Origin of the sequence: Bacillus sp. (in: firmicutes), from assembly GCA_017656295.1 — a bacterium.
Lineage (GTDB): Bacteria > Bacillota > Bacilli > Bacillales > JACDOC01 > JACDOC01.
The window spans coordinates 12,156-30,617 of sequence record JACDOC010000022.1 but is presented as its reverse complement, the minus strand read 5'-3'; the positions used below and the strand labels follow the sequence as shown (position 1 = coordinate 30,617).

Here is an 18,462-nt window from a genome sequence, read left to right as displayed (position 1 = left end):
ATGATGAAAATATATGGAAATGATTTAAGTATATCATGGTTGGTTACTAGTCATGTATAAAAAATCCAATTAAACTAGTGGTAGAATACTTGAATTAAGGGAGAGAAAATTCACATGCCAGTTTACCATAAACTTGTACGTGACCGCATTCCTGAAATCATTCAACAATCAGGAAAAAATGCACAACAAAAATATTAACTGACGAAGAATATAGAAAAGAACTTCAGAAAAAAATGACGGAAGAACTAAATGAATACGTACAAGCCGAAAGTTCTGAACAAGCCATCGAAGAATTAGCAGATCTATTAGAACTTATTCATGCCTTAGCGAAGTGTCACGGCTCCACCATCGAAGAAGTCGAAGCAGTCCGAAAAAAGAAAGCTGCTGAACGGGGAGGATTCGAAGAAAAAATCTTCCTCATTGAGGTGGAAAATGAGGGACGTTGAGTTAGTAACCGAACGACTCATTCCATTACCACTTTGAACGAAAAGGAACCAAATGTACTGCATCTTTTGTACAATGGAAAAATTTGTACTCGAATACGACCTTGCCTATGCCATATTCGACAAATACCCAGTAACCAAGGTAACCTGCTCATCATCCCAAAACGGCACACCGCCAATTACTTTGACTTAACCGAAGAAGAACGGCTAGCCATCGATGACCTTTTATTTCAAAGCAAACAGTTCCTTGATGAAACATACCAACCCGATGGCTACAACATCGGCATTAACTGCGGCCAAACCGCCGGCCAAACGATTTTCCATGTCCATGTCCACCTCATCCCAAGATATAAAGGAGACATGAACGACCCAAGAGGCGGGGTACGTGGGGTAATACCAGATAAGCAGAAATATTAGTTTATCTGGTGAAATCGTTTATTAACAAATGTAAATTAGTCCGTTTCACCTAACGTCGCCATAAGTTCATACATTTCCGCATCTAAGAAATTATTCACAATTCCCCAATAATAGCCAAATATATTTTTGATTTTCCTGCCGATTTTTAAGTTACGGATTAATTGCTTAAATGTGTCCACAGCAAGATCCACTTTGTCTTGAAGTGTGTAATACGTTAAGCACCGTGTTTGGATGGTAATAATTTTCCACAATTCTTCGATCATTTTGTAATTGTCAAAAAAACAGTTCACGAGATTACGAAATTCCTTCGGCACTCGATTGCTTGTATATGTGTAGTCTAGTGGAACGTCCTTACGTTTATTATTTAGATTGCTAGTTTTAAAAGAATGATGACTAGTTTTTTGGGGTGTCATTTGTTCATCATTTGTTTGTTGATTTTTCGCGGTTTCTTCCTGTTTTCGTTGGTTGCAAGGGGTGTCATTTCCGTTTGAACGAGAATCATTTTTCTTTAAAAAACGATTAAATATCCACAGGTTACTAGATTGTGAACCATCTTTTCTAACCGTTTCTTTCACCGTTAAAATCCCTAGCTTCACGCATTTCCGTTTCATCCGATGAAACGTACTTTCAGACACCCCATGCCCGTTATACCGATCGGAAATAGCACGTAAAATCGTACTTATGGACGCATTCGACACGCCATACACTTTCGCACAAAAGCGGACAAGTCCTTTAAACGCCATTAACTCCGAACGCGTAAAATCTTTTTTGTGCTCAAACAAAAACGCTTCGATATTATTGTTAAAATCCTTCAACGACTCAAACTGACTATACTCATTAAAATTCTCAATCGGTTTTTGTTGAATCATACTTTCTACCTCCCCACTTGCTATATAGGAGGTAGAAGGGGAATTGGGGACTTCCTAGTTATAATTTTATTAAATATATCACAACCCCAATACTTTTTTATGGTTTAGGGGAGAATTCGCAAAGAGAAAATAATCTAAATAATGGTAATATATAGAGAGAATGGAATCAGGAAGATACATTAATAAATTACTATTCATAGATGTTAATTCATCCTTACAGTTTATACATTTTATTTAATGTACTTTTTATAAGTAAAAGATAACAAAATCAAAAATCCTCATTCATTCTTATCCTTAAAGGCTTTTACACAGTTTGTTCTTCCAAAGGGTTCCACATACTTAATTCCTTGAATATTTAAGAAATGGTAAGATGAACTTATTCAAATCAATAATTTGACGGAGCTTAGGGGATTGAACAACGAAAAATTTGCACTACCAATAAGATTAGAATCTCTGAAAAAGAACGAGAGGGAGAACCAAGCACGTTTTATTAAACAGAACCAATTTTATGATAAAATGTATAATAATAGGAGGTTTTTTTGGCAGGATATATAATGAGACTAGATAATCTTGAATCACTTTCACTCTATGTTAAAAACGGTGTTTACTCAACGAAAATTAAAATACCAAATAAAAGCATTTGAGGAGTTCATCACGAGGGAACATTTGCAGATTATACTACTATGAAACCAGGAGATAATATATACTTTTTTATTCAAAGGAAGATATATGGAATAGGTAAGTTAGTTGAGTTTAATAGCGATTGCAAATTTTTAAATTTTCCAGAGGCTAATATTCCAAAAAGATACAATTATGAAAAATTAAAAAATGATGTGTTATGGGATGAAAACCTATTTAGTCAAAATAACGGTATTGAACAACGGTGATTTGTATATTTAAGCCTTCACCTCATTTTTTTAAAAAGGGAATTGATATAGATGCAGCATTATCTTCAAATCCATCAAAATTTAAAGTGTTAAGAGCATTTTGGGAATTATCTTTTATTAAAATTGATAATGAAGAAAAATCAAGCTTTAAAAGATGCTATATTAAAAGCAAATCAAGAATACATATACTCTAATGATGAAAAACATATATTTTCTGCTGAATTTGAAAATAAACATCATGAAATTAGTTCTAATTTGAAAGATGAACATCGTTTTAATGCCATGGACATTTTACAATTTGGAGCTAATGGAAATAATTTGAAACACGAAATGGCGCTTGAAGCGGGATTACTCTTTCAAATTGCTAATAAAGAAGAAGAAACATTAAAAGTTTTTGGGGATTGGGATTACCTTTCACACCAAGTAATTGCGGCTCCATTTAAAATTGATTATATGGATAAAATGGACATATTCGGGTATAGATTTATTCCTGGGTTTCAACCAACAATTTCTAGATATTTAGTAGTTGAATTAAAGAAAGATTCAGCTACTAAAAATGATGTTGACCAAACATTGAAATATGTGGAATAGATTAATCAAGAGTACTCATATGGAGACTATTCAATGATTCGAGCTTTTTCAGTAGCAAATGAATTTAATGAAGAAGTAAGAAATTATGCAAAGATGGTAGGAGTAAGAAAATATACCAAAGGATTTCGTCCAGTCGAATCGACACAATGGAATTCCCTTTCTTTAATAAAATACACATATAATACGGAAACTAATAAGATAGATTTTGATTTAATAGAATAATCAACATAAGTTTTTATAAAAATAATAAAGCGTAATAATTTTATTACTAATTAAGTGAAATTTAAGGAGTGCTTTGTATTGAGAAAAAGATACACTATGAATGAAGCTAATAGTGTTGCTAAAAGAGCTTCAAGAGATATTGAAGAGTATTTAAAATCATTTCCATATACTATAAATGTGATTAATGTTGAAGATGATCCTATATATAGAGAAAAAGATATTGATTTACTTTGGAACTGGTATAATAATGGTAAAAAAGTAACTACTAAAATTGAAGTAAAAGGAGATAGATATTATAGGACTGGGAATTATTTCTTTGAAACTGTTAGCAATAAAAGTAAAGGAACTCCTGGTTGTTTTATGTATACTGAAGCAAATTTTGTATTCTATTATTTTGTTGACGAAAAAGAATTACATATACTACCTATGCCTGAAACAAGAGATTGGTTTATAGAAAATATGGATAAGTTTGTAGAAAGAGAAACATCTACCCCTGTTGGTAATACAGTTTATATTACTGTAGGTAGACTTGTTAACCGTGATTTACTGCAGGAAAATGTTAAGTGGGTTCGAGTAATTTCATTAAAATAACCAACAAAAAAATTTAAACGCATGAAGTTTCTTCTTCATGCGCTTTTTTTTTAAATCTCAAATTTCATTTGAAATGAATCTTTTAGTCGATTAACTGTAATATCTAAATAGCTTTGCTCAATATCAATCCCAAGATATTTTCTCTTGAGTCTAGATGCAGCTATTCCTGTTGTACCGCTACCATTAAATGGATCTAAAATCAGATCTCCTTCATCAGTTGCTGCCATTATTATTCTTTCTAGTAATTTCAATGGTTTTTGTGTTGGATGATGGCCATATTTCTTTTCTGATTTACTCGCTGTTGAAAAGGTCCACACATCTTTCATTTGTTTTCCGTTATTAAGGCTTTTCATTAATTTATAATTAAATTTATGTTTTTCATTTTTATTTCTTTTTGCCCATAAAATTGTTTCAGTCGAATGTGTGAAGTACCTACAACTCAGATTTGGAGAAGGATTTGATTTTTCCCATATGATGTTATTTAAAATTTTAAATTCAAGCTCTTCTAGAGCCATTCCTATAGAATATATATTATGATATGTTCCAGAAATCCAAATTGTACCACCTTTTTTTAAAAGACGTTTACACTCTGATAACCATCTTTTGTTAAAATCTTGTTTTTCATTTATTGATAACGACTTATCCCATTCACCTTTATCCACTTTAACCATTCTTCCTGAATTACATGTGATACCTCCACTAGAAAGGAAATAGGGAGGATCGGCAAATATCATATCAAATGTTTCGCTAGGAAATTTTTTCATCATTTCTAGGCTATCACCTAGTATTAGTTTAAAATCGGCATACTCATAATAGTAAGAAATTTTGTTTTGGAAATTCATTTACTTACACCTCTGGTAAGATTTTATCTCATTTTAACAAACAATATTGTTTTATTCCAAAAGAAAAGAGAAACCAAAAAGTGGTTTCTCTTTTATATTAGATTTTTATCGATCTTTTAGATTGTACAACTTCATCTAAAATACCATCTGATAACATTTGTAAATTAAATGTGTAGTCATTCATTACAAATGTTTCATTAAGTGCGGTTTTTGCAGTTAGCCACCCTTTTCCATCTGTAATCCAAATAAATTTAACCGCCTGATCTGAAAGGAATTTTTGGACTTCCTTATATTCCCCAGCAGTAGCCTTTAATTTTGAACCTCCACTGCCATAATAATTTACTTCTATTAGATATAATTGTTTTTGGTTATCTAATATTGCAAAGTCAAACCGTCTATCAATTTTATCAACTTCAATGTTAATTTGCCAGTTGGCCCAAATTTTATTCTTTGTAGCTTGAACTATGTATTTAAAATTATATTTATTACAAAATACTTTAATATATTCTTCTACAATATTCTCCATACTAGTACCAGTTCGGTTCTTTCTAGCATTGGTGTCCATTCCAACTTCTATCCCTTTACAAAAATCAATTAGATTATTGACTTCACGATTAACAAAGAAGGTTTTTAATCCCGTTTGTTCCATAAATGTTAATAAATCTTTTTTTATATTTTCAGTTAAAGGAATTTTAGGATCAAAAAGATATTTTTTATTTACTGCTTCAATTGTTTTAATATCATCTACAATCGGTGTCTCAGCAATCTTAGAAATTCGAGAAGCTATTAATATCGGAAGAGCTTTTCTTATACTTGGGTAATCAGAAACAATATTAATAAAGATTGCATCAAACTCTTCGTTAGTAAGTCCAATAAGACGATTTAAAGTTTTTAATTCGGCTTCAATTTCTGATACATTCTTTATTACCTTTTCAAAGTCAACAAAATAATCCCATGTAAAGATACTGTCTTTGAGGGTTTCTATGAAATAATTAAATGCTTCTTCAGGATTCGACAAATTTCGATTTAAATGATAAGGTAATTGTATCATGTTGACACTCCTGAATTATTATTTTACTAATAAAATAATAGATGATCTTCCAATGAATTTCAATTATGAATTTATAGAAAACTAGAGTAAGATGTGTTATACTAGGAATAAGAACATATGTTCGGGGTGAGAAGATGATAAATTCTATAGTTAAGGCTAAACCGTTTTTAAAATGGGCTGGTGGCAAAACCCAATTACTTCCTGAAATACGGGAACATTTGCCCAATGAATTAAAATTGGGAAGAGTTAAGTATTATGTAGAGCCTTTTGTTGGTAGCGGAGCTGTATTGTTTGATTTACTGCAAAATGATGAATATGGAATTCAAAAAGCATTTATTTGGGATATTAATCCTGAGCTAATAAATGTTTATAAGGTTATCAAAAGTGAAAATGTAAAGTTTTTAATTGAAGAGCTTAAAAGAAAAGAAGAAGAATATCTTCTAGCTGATGAACCTTTAAGAAAAGAAATATATATGAGTGTTAGAAGTAAGTTCAATGAGGAGTTAGAAGAATTTGAAGCAAATCCAACTGAGGAATTTTTAGTAAAAAGAGCAAGTGAGTTTATTTTTCTAAATCGTACATGTTTTAATGGACTATTTCGTGTAAATAAAAAAGGACAATTTAATGTTCCAATGGGAAGATATAAAAATCCAAAAATATGTGATGAAGAAAATCTCCAAGCTGTTCATCACTTGTTGGAAAAAGTAGAAATAGCGGAGCCAGGTGATTATAAGCAAAGTTATGCCACAATTGAGTATATAATTTCATCTGAAGAACAGGTATTTGTGTATTTTGACCCACCTTATCGGCCAATAACTGAGAGCTCGAGTTTCACTTCTTATAGTAAATATGATTTCAACGATGATAATCAAAGAGAACTTGCTGATTACTTTAAACAACTTGATAAACTTGGAGCATATGTGATGCTAAGTAACTCTGATCCCAAAAATGTAAAACCAGATGATAAATTTTTTGATGAACTTTACTTTAAACCTGATGAAAATAATAATAATCTTTACAATCTCAATAGAGTTTATGCTCGAAGAAATATTAATTCTAAAGGAGATAAAAGAGGAGAAATAACAGAGCTGCTAATTACAAATTATTAAGAATAGAAATCTCATTTAAACATGGCATCCTTTATAAAAAAAGGGTGCCTTTTTCATCCCAATTTTATTATCTTTTAAATACAAATAAAAAAGGCTCTACACTAAATGTGGTGGTCATGCTTATCATCTCAAGGGTTCAGATAATCCGCAAAAAATGATAAAAAAATAACACCTTCTTCTCTCTCTTTGATAATCTAAAGTTACGACACAAAAGACATCAAAGAGGGAGAGAAGATAGGTGCTTACTCATTCTATCATAAACTTATTAGGAATTAAAGATAAGCATGTAGAGATTTTTGATTCAGGGGAAGAACAAGGCGTATTTTGGTTTGAATTACATACACGTGTGAAAATGCAGAAATGTCCGAAGTGTAAAAGCCGTACAAAACGCATCCATAGCTATCGAATGCAAAAAGTACAGAGTTCATTAGTGGCGGGAAAAAGAGTGTACTTACATGTGAAGAAGCGAAGATATCGTTGTACAACATGTGGTCATATTTTTTATGAAAAGCTTTCGTTTGTGGATCGATATCAACGTCACACGCTCATGCTGGCTCAGGAGGCATTATGTTTATGTGCAGAAATGTCCTTTAAACATGCTGGAATGCTAGCGGGGGTGAGTACAAACCGAATATTAAGAATGTTCGATACACGATCCATCCCTGTCAAAAAGGTACTTCCACGTGCGATTACCATTGATGAATTTAAGGGTGATGCAGGAGGATTAAAAATATCAAACGATTATTGTCGATGTAGAAAATCGTGAAATATTGGATGGCTGCCAGACCGATGTGTAAAAACGATTGAAACCTATTTAAAACAATGTGACACAGGAAATGTACAGATCGTAGAAATGGATTTATCCAAGTCATTTAAGAAAGTAGTTTAAAGACAATTAGGGAATCCTCTTATTATTGCGGATCGGTTTCATTTTATGAGACAAGCTTATTGGGCGTTTGATCAAGTAAGACGAGAAGTGCAACATAAATTATATAAAGAACAACGTATTCGCATTTAGAAAAGTCGTTCAAACATTTAAGAGATGGAAACAAGAGATTTTACAATCCTTCATGTATCCATTTAACAATGGTTATATTGAAGGTGTAAATAATACAACCAAGGTAATCAAACGAATCTCTTATGGAATTAAAAGCTTTCAGCGATTACGAAAAAAGATATTGTGGCGTCAACTTGTCAGAAGGAATGCAGGTTAACCTGCATTCCTTCCAAAGAGAGAGTATTGGAAATATTTACACCACCACAATTGACAGAGAGCCATAAATGTACTAAATGTAGACTGATTTTTGTAATTAATAACAATTAAAACATAAAATGTATTAATATATAGATATATATTGATTTCCAAAATTCTACAAATAATGGAGGTCTACTATGATAAAATGTCCAATTTGTGGTTTAAATTTTTTGGATGAAGATTTTGTAGCTGTAGATTTTATTAATACAATATATCACTATGCATGTTTAGGAACTAATAAAAATTACGTAATAAAAATAGGTTTGTTTAAGTTCATAAAAAAATTTTTTTATACAAATGAATTCATTGTACATTAATAAATCCTATTAATGTATTTTGCAATAGAAAAATACATAAAATTGCAAAGAAAAATACACAACTTTACCAGCCCTATAAAATGTATTTAATTTGCTCTAGATAATGCATGTGTAACTCGATAGCTGTTACCTATAAAACTTAAAATATGAGCGTGATGAATTACACGATCTACTAATGCTGCAGTCAATCTCGGATCAACAAAGATTCGATTCCATTGACTGAATTCCAGATTTGATGTGATAATTAAGCTCTTTTGCTCATACCAATCCGAAATAAGCTGAAACAACAGTTCAGAACCTTCTTTGCTAAAAGGAATGTATCCAATCTCATCTAATATAATCAGATCTACCTTCTTAAAACGGCTTCTAAATGCTTGGAGCTTTCCTTCTCTCCAGACTTTCTCTAACTGATCTACCAGATCTGATACTCGATAAAATCGTACTTCATATCCTTTACGGCAGGCTTCTTTCTCTAATCCGGTAGCGAGATGAGTTTTACCGGTTTCGGGAGAACCGGTTTATATAACATTTTCTCTACGTGAAATAAAGTTCAGTTCACACAAGTCATTTCGATCTGTATGGGGAGGGAAATGAATATGTTCTCCCCATTGATAAGAATCCAAGTCTTTTTTTGTAAGAAAACGAGCCTTTTTGATTAAACGTTCTGCTTTCGCTTTCTCACGAAGTTCCATTTCTTTTTTGAAAAGATCCTCAAGATATTGAGCTGCATTGTCAAATGGAATAGATTCATAGATTTCAGCTACGTAGGCAAGACGTAACGATTTACACAATTTTTTTAAATTCGTGCTACTCAAAGAGAATCACCTCGATTTAAATGATTGTGTAGTTGATCATACATGTCCCAATTTACATCATAGGGATGATCCTCTGAGCTAATTAATTCCTGTTCCTGAACAAGTTCATAAAACTTCTCATTAATTTCCTCCATTTCATGGGTCGCTAACAGGCTTTAGCCACTTTATTCTTTCTTTACGAAGTTGGTAGTTCTCTATACTGATATATTGATAAATACGACCAGGTAAATAAGAAGCGTATCTTGAATAAGTTACACATCTTCGCTTTCGGGCCCAATCTAATAATATGGATTTCCATGGGATATTCCGTTTTTTAAGCATATATGGACGTTCATCTTCATAAAGTAGTTCTCCGTTAGGAGAAACAACCTTGAAGCGATTCCAATACAACACAAGATGTAGCTGTCCATAGTTATATCCTTTCGGAATATCTATTGTTCTCGACATTTCCTTTTTCATGTCCACTTCTTGGATTACAAGCCTGTACCCCAAACCCATAGAAGTTTGCGAATTGAAGGAATTCTGTTGTGAATTGTGCTTCCACATATATATTTCTTTATTGAACAACGGCAGCAGTTAAGTTATCAATTCTTAGTTTCCTTGGTACTCCCCCCCATTGATGAAATAGTGTTTTTAGTCCATAAAGGAAACATTCTTGATTTTTACCTGGTAAAGCCACACAGAAAGCAGCATTACTGTAAGATAAAGTCATGATTAAACAGTATGGATCAATATATTTTCCGTCTTTCAAAGCTTCTGTTTTTCCAAAATCAATTTGTGCTTCACCGGGAGGGTGTTCTAAACGTTCGTAATTTTTACTTATTATCTCATCTTCAGCTATTTTTCCTTCTTTCCAATTTTTAATAAAGTAACATACAGTCCGGTAGGACCCTGGGAATCCCATTTCTTTTAGGTCTTCATATATTTTCTTTTTCGTTCGTCTTTGTTTTGGCTTTAATTTCTGCTCCTCCATTAACCAGTCTGAATACTATCTCTCCCAACTTTTCCTCGTACATCATCCCCCTTTTTTTAATAATTTTCTCTTGAGGAATTTGGTCACAGTCATCATATTTTTTGGCTGTACGCCAATTAATACCAAACGTATTAGCAATTTTATTGATTGATAGTGATTTATGATTTCGTAAAAATTTGATAGAATTAATTTCAGACATTGTCAGCATCCCTTTCTACCTCCTACGCTTGATTCGCACACCAAATACAGTAGAGGTTATTTTAGGGGGCTGGCAAGTCTTTTTTTTATACCCTATTTAGCATTACAGGGTTATGTATTTTTTTCTTGCAATTGTTAAAGCTTCTGAAAGGCTCAGCATATTGTTGACGCAAAAAGTCTTCCCAAGTGATCTCTATTTTCACCTTTCTAATTTCTTCGATAAGCTTCTTTCTATTCCAAAGTTCAACACCAACTTTTTGTGCAGCTTGAATAGCCGGGTCTGTGAAATAAGAATTTGTTATCACCATCGCTTTTTTACATTTTAAAAGTTTCTTACCTAAATAAACTTCTTGTATAGCCTTATTTCCAACTTTTGAACTTAGTCTTTTACATTGAATTGCAACGCTATTGCCAAAATGATCTTTTGCAACTATATCTACCCCACCATCACCAGTTTTGGGCGTAAGTTTAACGGATTGATAACCTAAGTTTTTTAATAACTCAGCAACATATTCCTCGAATTGGTGACCAGTCATTTTATCAATGATATCCATACCAACCGATTTTGAAACATACTCTTTCTCTAATCTCTTCTTAAACCGTTCAACTTTTTCTTTATTTCTATCGATATCATATTGTAATCGTTGTTTAGTATTTTCTATTGTTGGTTCAGAACACCAAGTTTGTCTTAAACTAAAAGAACCATTTGCTCCTTGAAAATAGAGATAAATAATTGTAACAATGACTGAAAACCATATCGAAAACTTCAAAAATGCAAACGCAGTATATAAATTAAAATATAACATACACAAAAATAAACTTTTAAATGTACATCCAATAAAATTCGAAAGGAAATACATCCTCTTTTGTTTGGAGTATTCTTTCTGATAATATTCTTTATTTTTCTGATATTTTTCGATTTCTTCTTGGTAAATTTCTTCTACCAAGCAGCTAACACAATACGGCTTGATTTGATTATTTTCAATTTTTTCAACCATTATTTCTGAATGCCGTTTACATTTAAACTTAAACATAATTTCCTCCCGAGTTTATATTTGGAATCATTAACATTATAATAACTGCTATAAAGTTGACACTTCCCCTTTTACATCTGTAACCGTGGTAAAGGTTCTATTAATATCGTATATCAGAGGAAAATTCACCTTATTTCCGCTTTAACTCATATTTTTTTAACTTCCGATAAAGAGTGGATCTGGCGATATTCATTTTTTTGGCGACGGCGGATAGATTCCAGTCGGTTTCTTCTAAAAGTCGGATGAGCACTTTTTGCTCTTCCACTTCGATGAGAGATAGGTCCTTTTGTTGGTGGGTGAGGGTGTGACTCATCCTGTTTTCCATTAAGTAGGCCGGTAAGTCTTCTAACTTAATAACGGGAGAATCGCTGAATATGACGGCATGCTCGAGTACATTTTGCAATTCCCTTATGTTGCCGGGCCATGTATATTCTAAAAAGTAATTATGAGTTTCTTCCGCAAGTGAAAGGGATTGTCTTCCGTATTTTTTAGCCAATTGTTTTAAAAAGTAGTCAGCAATCAGCGGAATATCTTCCTTCCGTTCACGAAGAGGAGGGAGATTTACCGTAACAACGTTCAGTCTAAAAAATAAGTCCTCGCGAAAAAGCCCTTGTTTACACAAGTCATATAAGTTCTTATTGGTTGCCGCAATGATTCTAACATTGATGGGAATGATACGGGATGAACCTAACCTTGTAATCTCTTTTTCTTGTAGGACCCGGAGCAAATGAACTTGCAGGTCCAGCGGCATCTCGCCGATTTCATCTAAAAACAAGGTGCCCCCGTTTCCTTCTTCAAATTTGCCTTTCTTTCCTTCTTTCCTGCCTCCGGTAAACGTTCCGCCTTCGTATCCGAACAATTCGCTTCCAATCAGTTCTTTTGGTATGGCGCCACAGTTGATGGCCAAAAAAGGTTCATCGCGTCGTTGACTCGATTTATGTATGGCTTTTGCTATTTTCTCCTTTCCTGTACCGCTTTCTCCCAACAGAAGAATCGGAACATTGGAAGGGGCCGCCTTATAACATTTGTATAAAGCTTTTAAGAATGCATCTGACGTTCCAATGACATCCTGCCACGGTCCATCTTGGAGAATGAGTGAAGAAGGGGTACGGGATACTTTTTTGTTGTCTTTCAACACCACCATATATCCAGCTACATTACCCTTAAAATGAATCCGCTCGATCGCAAGGACTTTAAAATCTCGAATCATCAGTTCGCTGGAAATATAGTTTCGATTAGGGAATTTAGACATCATTTCAAGTTCGGTGATTAAGGGTTGAAAGTCAGGATGTTCTTTTAAATCTCCAACATGTTGGAGATTCAAACATTCGATTAATTTTTCACTGCTTTTTACAACAAAAAAGGCATGGTTCAGTACAAGAATATGATCGTTTTTCCACTTATGGACGACTTGAAAAAAATACTCGGTTAAGTAGTTATTTACTTTCATATAGACGTGTGCAAGCTGATTTTCAATCACTTGGGCAATGGATACAGCTAAACCAAGAGTATGAGGCTGGGCATTTCCCCAAAATCCTGTAAAATCGATGGCACCGATAATCTCTTGGGTGAAGGGATGAGTAATAGGAGCTGAAGAACATGTCCATGGATGGCATCCTTGACAAAAGTGTTCTGCAGAGAAAATTTGAATGGGATTGTTGGTGACAATACTCGTGCCAATCGCGTTGGTTCCTGCGGTCTTTTCGCTCCAGTCCATACCAGCTGCGAAATTCATTTTTTCTGCTTCCCGCAACACATGTGGTTCGCCTTTTAAATAAATAATACGACCGTTTTCATCGGATAACGTGACTAAATAACCGGTTCCTTTCATCTTATGAAACAAATCATCGATGACCGGTTTTGCGATCTGATATAACTCAGATTCATTTAATAAATGTTTTAAATCGTATTCTGTTAGGGCCATCTTTGTTTGCAATTGCCTCGGATCAACGCCGATTTCTTGACAGCGCTTCCAAGATTCTAAAACATTTTTTCGTATTTTTCCTGTTATGTCATCTTCCCTCGTTTTTGTAACAAACATTTCCCATAAATTTTCTAATTCCTTTGTTTTATCAGGTAAATTATGCGTCGAGAAGATCGATATAAAAGGATTCCTCATGTTCCCCATGCCTTTCCCCCTCCCTTTATTTACCTAAATTTTAAGAATATTTTAACACATTTTCTGATGTAAAAGGAAATCAACTTATGGAACATTATCTGAATTGTTGCATGAAAAAAATGTAGCGAGACAGTTGTAGCATTTCGCTACAGTTACCTATTTTTTATTTTTGGAAAAACCATTTGTTTGAATATTTAAAATTTTGGCACGGATTTTGCACAATTGTACAGTGTAAACGAAATCAATTTCTGAGTAAAGAAAGGAGAGAAAAGGATGGTAAAAGTTTCAACTCGGAATGCACAAATACTTGCAATCGATGCAGGGGGGACGATGACCGATACCTTCATTATTGACGACAATGGAGACTTTGTCGTCGGGAAAGCCCAATCCACACCTGAAGACGAATCGATTGGTCTTCTCAACTCTGCAAGAGATGCACTGACTTACTGGAACACAACAGTAGAAGAAGAATTCCCAAAACTCCTTGCAGGTGTCTACTCGGGAACGGCGATGCTCAATCGTCTTGTTTCAAGGAAAGGACGCCGGGTCGGTTTAATCGTGAATAAAGGGATGGAGGATTTCCATCGAATGGGACGAGCGATTCAGGCTTACCTCGGCTATTCCTATTCCGACCGTTTACACTTAAATACTCATCGTTACGATCCTCCGCTTGTACCAAGAGAGTTGACAAGAGGAGTCACCGAACGAGTTGACTTATTTGGAAACGTTGTCATTCCGCTTTATGAACATGAAGTGGAACCTGCCGTATTGGAACTTCTAGAACAAGATGTAGAAGCAATCGTTATCAGCTTGCTGCATTCTTACAAGTATCCTCAACATGAGCGAAAAGTTAGGGATATGGCGAAAGAAGTCATGAAGAAAGTCGGAAAAGAAGTCCCGGTGTTTGCGTCGGTTGATTATTATCCTGTCAGAAAAGAGTCTCATCGCACAAATACAACCATTATTGAAGCATATGCCGCAGATCCGTCTCGAGAGACATTGTCAAAAATTGATCACATGCTTAGAGAGCATGGAGCTAAATTTGACCTTCGGGTAATGGCAAGCCACGGTGGAACGATAAGTACACGAGCAAATGAGTTGGCGAGAACACTCGTTTCTGGTCCAATTGGGGGAGTAGTTGGTGCGAAATATCTTGGTGAACACCTCGGTATTCGCAATATTGCATGCTCGGATATTGGTGGGACGAGTTTTGATATGGCCCTTATTACTCAAGGGGATTTAAGTATTAATACAAGTCCGGATATGGCTCGACTTGTTCTGTCATTACCACTTGTTGCGATGGATACAGTTGGAGCGGGGGCTGGCAGTTTTGTACGAATCGATCCGAACTTTAAGTCATTGACACTAGGACCGGACAGCGCTGGGTCGAGAGTAGGCGTGTGTTATAAGGAAGGCGGTATCGAAACGGTAACGGTAACCGACTGCCATGTCGTCCTCGGACTCATCAACCCGGATAATTTCCTCGGTGGTGAGATCAAGCTAGATCCGGAGAGAGCTTATGAGGCGGTTAAGAAACAGATTGCCGATCCGCTTGGATTATCCGTTGAAGACGCCGCATACGGTGTGATTGACCTGCTTGAGTCTCAACTGCGCAATTACCTTGAATCTATGATTCTGGGAAAAGGGTATTCACCATCCCAATATGTCTGCTTCTCTTATGGAGGCGGTGGTCCGCTTCATACGGCTGGCTATACGAAAGGTCTTGGATTTGAAGATGTTCTTGTACCTGCGTGGGCCGCTGGATTTTCTGCTTTTGGCTGCGGAGCGGCAGACTTTGAATACCGCTACGATAAAACGCTCGATATCAATGTCAACGACGGTGATCAAGACGACAGTAAACTGAAGGCCGGTAAAGAATTGCAAGAGGCCTGGGATGAACTAATGGAAAAAGTGGCGGCAGAATTTGAGAAAAATAACTTCCGCAGAGAAGATGTAGATTTCCGTCTTTATTTCCGCATGCAGTACCAAGGTCAGTTAAACGACCTTGAAATTGAAGCGCCGATTAAAAAGTTTACGAGTGTTAGTGACTGGGAGGCACTGGTGAAAGCTTTTGAAGACACTTACACGAGAGTTTATGCCAAAGCAGCGAAATCACCTGAACTCGGTTACAGCATTACAGGTGCGATCGTAAGGGGCATTGTCGAAGTAGCGAAACCGAGAATTCCTCAGGAGCCATTATCAGGAGAAACTCCGCCGAAAGAAGCATACCTTGGTGAGCGCTTTGTGTACTGGAAAGGCGAATGGATCAAAGCAAACATTTGGGAAATGGAAAAACTAAAGCCGGGCAACAAAATCAGTGCCTTTTCCATTCTAGAATCTCCAGCTACTACTTTTGTGATTCCTCCTGGCTTTGAAACGTATCTTGATGAGCATCGCATTTTCCACTTAAAAGAACTTTAATGATAAAGGAGGTATTTTTTCATGACGATTACTGAAAAAGCCTTACAAAACCGTAACACGATTGGTTGGGACGGAAAAACGGTTAAACAAATGCGTAAAGAAATTGATGAAGTCAGCCGAGCAACAGGGCATTACGCAGGATTAAGAACATTACCATTAAAGGAAACCGACCCAATCCGTTATGAAAAGATTTTTTCGAAATTGCGGGGAGGGGTTGTCCATGCGAGGGAGACAGCTAAAAGAGTAGCGGCTTCCCCGATTGTTGAGCAGGAAGGAGAATTATGCTTTACGCTCTATACACCAGAAGGAGATTCGATTGTCACTTCTACTGGAATTATCATTCACGTTGGTACGATGGGCGCAGCGATTAAATACATGATTAACAATGACTACGAAGAGAATCCAGGAATTGAAGATGGAGATATCTTCTGTAACAATGATTGCCAAATCGGAAATGTTCACCCATGTGACGTTCATACCATTGTCCCGATCTTTTACGGGGGCGAGCTGATTGGTTGGGTTGGTGGGGTTACCCACGTTATCGATGTTGGGGCAACAGCACCAGGAAGTATGACGGTCGGCCCGGTTACCCGTTATGATGATGGATATCAGGTGGCCTGCCGTAAAATCGGTAAAAACGATACGCTCTTTAAAGATTGGCTCATCGAAAGCCAGCGTTCTGTCCGAACAACCAAGTACTGGCTGCTTGACGAACGGACGCGTATTGCCGGCTGCCATATGATTCGGGATCTTGTCCTTGATATTATCAAGGAAGAAGGTGTTGATACTTATAAACATTTTATTCGTGAGGTCATTGAGGACGGACGACGCGGCTTTGTCAATCAGGTGAAAACGCTGTTGATTCCAGGTAAATACCGCCAAGTTTCATTTGTGGATGTCCCATATAAAAACCTTGATGTCCCTCCTTATGCACGTGTGAACACCATTATGCATGCGCCAACTGAAATGACTGTTCATAAGGATGGCAAGTTCCAAATCAACTTCGAAGGCGTCAATCGATGGGGCTGGCACAGTTACAACGCAACGCCTGTTTCGATTACGAGCGGAATCTGGGTGATGATGTCGCAAACGCTTATTCCGAACGATCGGGTGAATGACGGAGCTTATTTTGCGAGTCAATTTGACTTACCATATGGTTCATGGTTAAATCCAGACGATATTCGTACCGCTCATAGTTATGCATGGCACTTCCTCGTATCTGCGTGGAGTCCGTTATGGCGTGCGCTTAGCCGCAACTACTTTGCCCGCGGATATTTGGAAGAAGTCAATGCAGGTAATGCGAATACTTCGAACTGGCTGCAAGGAGGCGGGTATAACCAATTTAACGAAAATCATGCGGTCAACAGCTTCGAATCAGCAGCTGAAGGGGTCGGAGCAAGTGCGGTTCGTGACGGTATTAGCCATGCTGCAGCGATTTGGAACCCTGAAGGCGATATGGGAGATATGGAAATTTGGGAGCTTGCAGAACCACTCCTTTATTTAGGACGAAGCATTAAACCAAATACAGCAGGGTACGGAAAATACCGTGGCGGTAGCGGCTATGAAACGTTACGAATGGTATATGGTGCGAAAGACTGGACGATGTTCTTTATGGGGAATGGCTACATGTCAAGTGACTGCGGCTTAATGGGCGGTTATCCAGCAGCATCAGGCTACCGTTTTGAAGCACATGGTACGAACTTGAAAGAACGGATTGAAAAGAGACTCCCTATCCCAACAGGTGGAGATGCCGATCCAGACAATCCAACCTATGACCAATTAATGGAAGCTAAAGAAATTATCCGTGATAAGCAATCCATTACGACAGAAACCATTTTTGAAAATTACGATCTATATTTAAATTACCTTCGTGGGGGTCCTGGATTTGGAGATCCGCTTGAGCGCAAACCGAACATGATTCAGGATGATTTAAATGAAGGGCATCTGCTTCCGCGTTATGCCGAAAGCGTTTACGGTGCTGTTGTCAGTCAAAATGAAAAAGGGAAGTATATCGTCGATGAGAAAGCAACAGAAAAACGCCGTAAACAAATGAGAAAAGAGCGTCTTAAGCGAGGAGTTCCAGTCAAAGAATGGATGGAACAAGAAAGACAAAAAATTATCAACAAAGAAGCGGCTGTGCAAGTTCGCCATATGTACGCGAGCAGTTTTGCCTTAAGTGAAAAATTTGTAAATGAGTTTAAAGAATTTTGGAATCTACCGAAAGAATGGTATTTATCAGAAGACGAGTTAGGGGTACCAACTTTTGGCGCTAAAATAAATCACCAGAAAAAATCATAACGAATGGGGT

The 18,462-nt window shown here is 36.1% G+C and carries 9 protein-coding genes and 6 pseudogenes; 8 read left to right on the top strand and 7 right to left on the bottom strand.

Translation table 11 applies throughout. From position 1 onward, the window contains the following. Positions 1 to 114 precede the first annotated feature (114 nt). Together H0Z31_13750 and H0Z31_13745 are read left to right on the top strand one after the other, a co-directional pair. A pseudogene (locus H0Z31_13750) lies at positions 115 to 446 on the top strand (nucleoside triphosphate pyrophosphohydrolase). A 52-nt stretch (positions 447 to 498) separates the two neighbouring features. Continuing rightward, positions 499 to 860: pseudogene (locus tag H0Z31_13745) on the top strand (HIT family protein). A 35-nt stretch (positions 861 to 895) separates the two neighbouring features. Here the strand turns inward: H0Z31_13745 and H0Z31_13740 are convergent. Beyond that, positions 896 to 1,729, bottom strand: a complete 834-nt coding sequence (locus H0Z31_13740; GenBank protein ID MBO8178495.1) for a hypothetical protein — start codon at positions 1,727 to 1,729, stop codon at positions 896 to 898. A gap of 539 nt (positions 1,730 to 2,268) precedes the next feature. Between H0Z31_13740 and H0Z31_13735 the strand changes: the two are divergent. Both H0Z31_13735 and H0Z31_13730 read left to right on the top strand, forming a co-directional pair. After that, a pseudogene (locus tag H0Z31_13735) lies at positions 2,269 to 3,429 on the top strand (hypothetical protein). Positions 3,430 to 3,525: 96 nt separating this feature from the next. Beyond that, the gene (locus H0Z31_13730) at positions 3,526 to 4,020 is read left to right on the top strand and encodes a hypothetical protein (protein ID MBO8178494.1); all 495 of its coding nucleotides are present in this window, start codon (positions 3,526 to 3,528) and stop codon (positions 4,018 to 4,020) included. Between the two features lie 50 nt (positions 4,021 to 4,070). Here H0Z31_13730 and H0Z31_13725 read toward each other — a convergent pair whose 3' ends face one another. Next, positions 4,071 to 4,862 carry a site-specific DNA-methyltransferase gene (locus H0Z31_13725; protein ID MBO8178493.1) on the bottom strand — a complete coding sequence of 264 codons (792 nt, stop codon included), beginning with the start codon at positions 4,860 to 4,862 and terminating at the stop codon, positions 4,071 to 4,073. A 97-nt stretch (positions 4,863 to 4,959) separates the two neighbouring features. After that, complete coding sequence (locus H0Z31_13720) at positions 4,960 to 5,913, bottom strand: type II restriction endonuclease (GenBank protein ID MBO8178492.1); 954 nt, start codon at positions 5,911 to 5,913, stop codon at positions 4,960 to 4,962. 134 nt (positions 5,914 to 6,047) lie between these two features. On the opposite strand from H0Z31_13720, the gene H0Z31_13715 reads away from it, so the two are divergent. Both H0Z31_13715 and H0Z31_13710 read left to right on the top strand, forming a co-directional pair. Further along, positions 6,048 to 7,022, top strand: coding sequence for a DNA adenine methylase (locus H0Z31_13715; protein MBO8178491.1), 975 nt, complete (start codon positions 6,048 to 6,050; stop codon positions 7,020 to 7,022). A 238-nt stretch (positions 7,023 to 7,260) separates the two neighbouring features. Next, a pseudogene (locus H0Z31_13710) lies at positions 7,261 to 8,236 on the top strand (ISL3 family transposase). Between the two features lie 444 nt (positions 8,237 to 8,680). On the opposite strand, the pseudogene H0Z31_13705 reads toward H0Z31_13710, so the two are convergent. The 4 genes and pseudogenes from H0Z31_13705 to H0Z31_13690 form a co-directional block, all read right to left on the bottom strand. After that, positions 8,681 to 9,409 (bottom strand): annotated as a pseudogene (locus H0Z31_13705) (ATP-binding protein). Beyond that, a pseudogene (locus H0Z31_13700) lies at positions 9,406 to 10,590 on the bottom strand (IS21 family transposase). The pseudogenes H0Z31_13705 and H0Z31_13700 overlap by 4 nt, the downstream one beginning before the upstream one ends. 76 nt (positions 10,591 to 10,666) lie before the next feature. Further along, positions 10,667 to 11,614, bottom strand: a complete 948-nt coding sequence (locus H0Z31_13695; GenBank protein ID MBO8178490.1) for a restriction endonuclease — start codon at positions 11,612 to 11,614, stop codon at positions 10,667 to 10,669. Between the two features lie 130 nt (positions 11,615 to 11,744). After that, positions 11,745 to 13,733 carry a sigma-54-dependent Fis family transcriptional regulator gene (locus H0Z31_13690; protein MBO8178489.1) on the bottom strand — a complete coding sequence of 663 codons (1,989 nt, stop codon included), beginning with the start codon at positions 13,731 to 13,733 and terminating at the stop codon, positions 11,745 to 11,747. A gap of 273 nt (positions 13,734 to 14,006) precedes the next feature. On the opposite strand from H0Z31_13690, the gene H0Z31_13685 reads away from it, so the two are divergent. Next, positions 14,007 to 16,154 (top strand): hydantoinase/oxoprolinase family protein, encoded by a 2,148-nt coding sequence (locus H0Z31_13685; GenBank protein MBO8178488.1) that lies wholly within the window; start codon positions 14,007 to 14,009, stop codon positions 16,152 to 16,154. A gap of 21 nt (positions 16,155 to 16,175) precedes the next feature. Further along, complete coding sequence (locus H0Z31_13680; GenBank protein MBO8178487.1) at positions 16,176 to 18,452, top strand: hydantoinase B/oxoprolinase family protein; 2,277 nt, start codon at positions 16,176 to 16,178, stop codon at positions 18,450 to 18,452. Positions 18,453 to 18,462 lie beyond the last annotated feature (10 nt).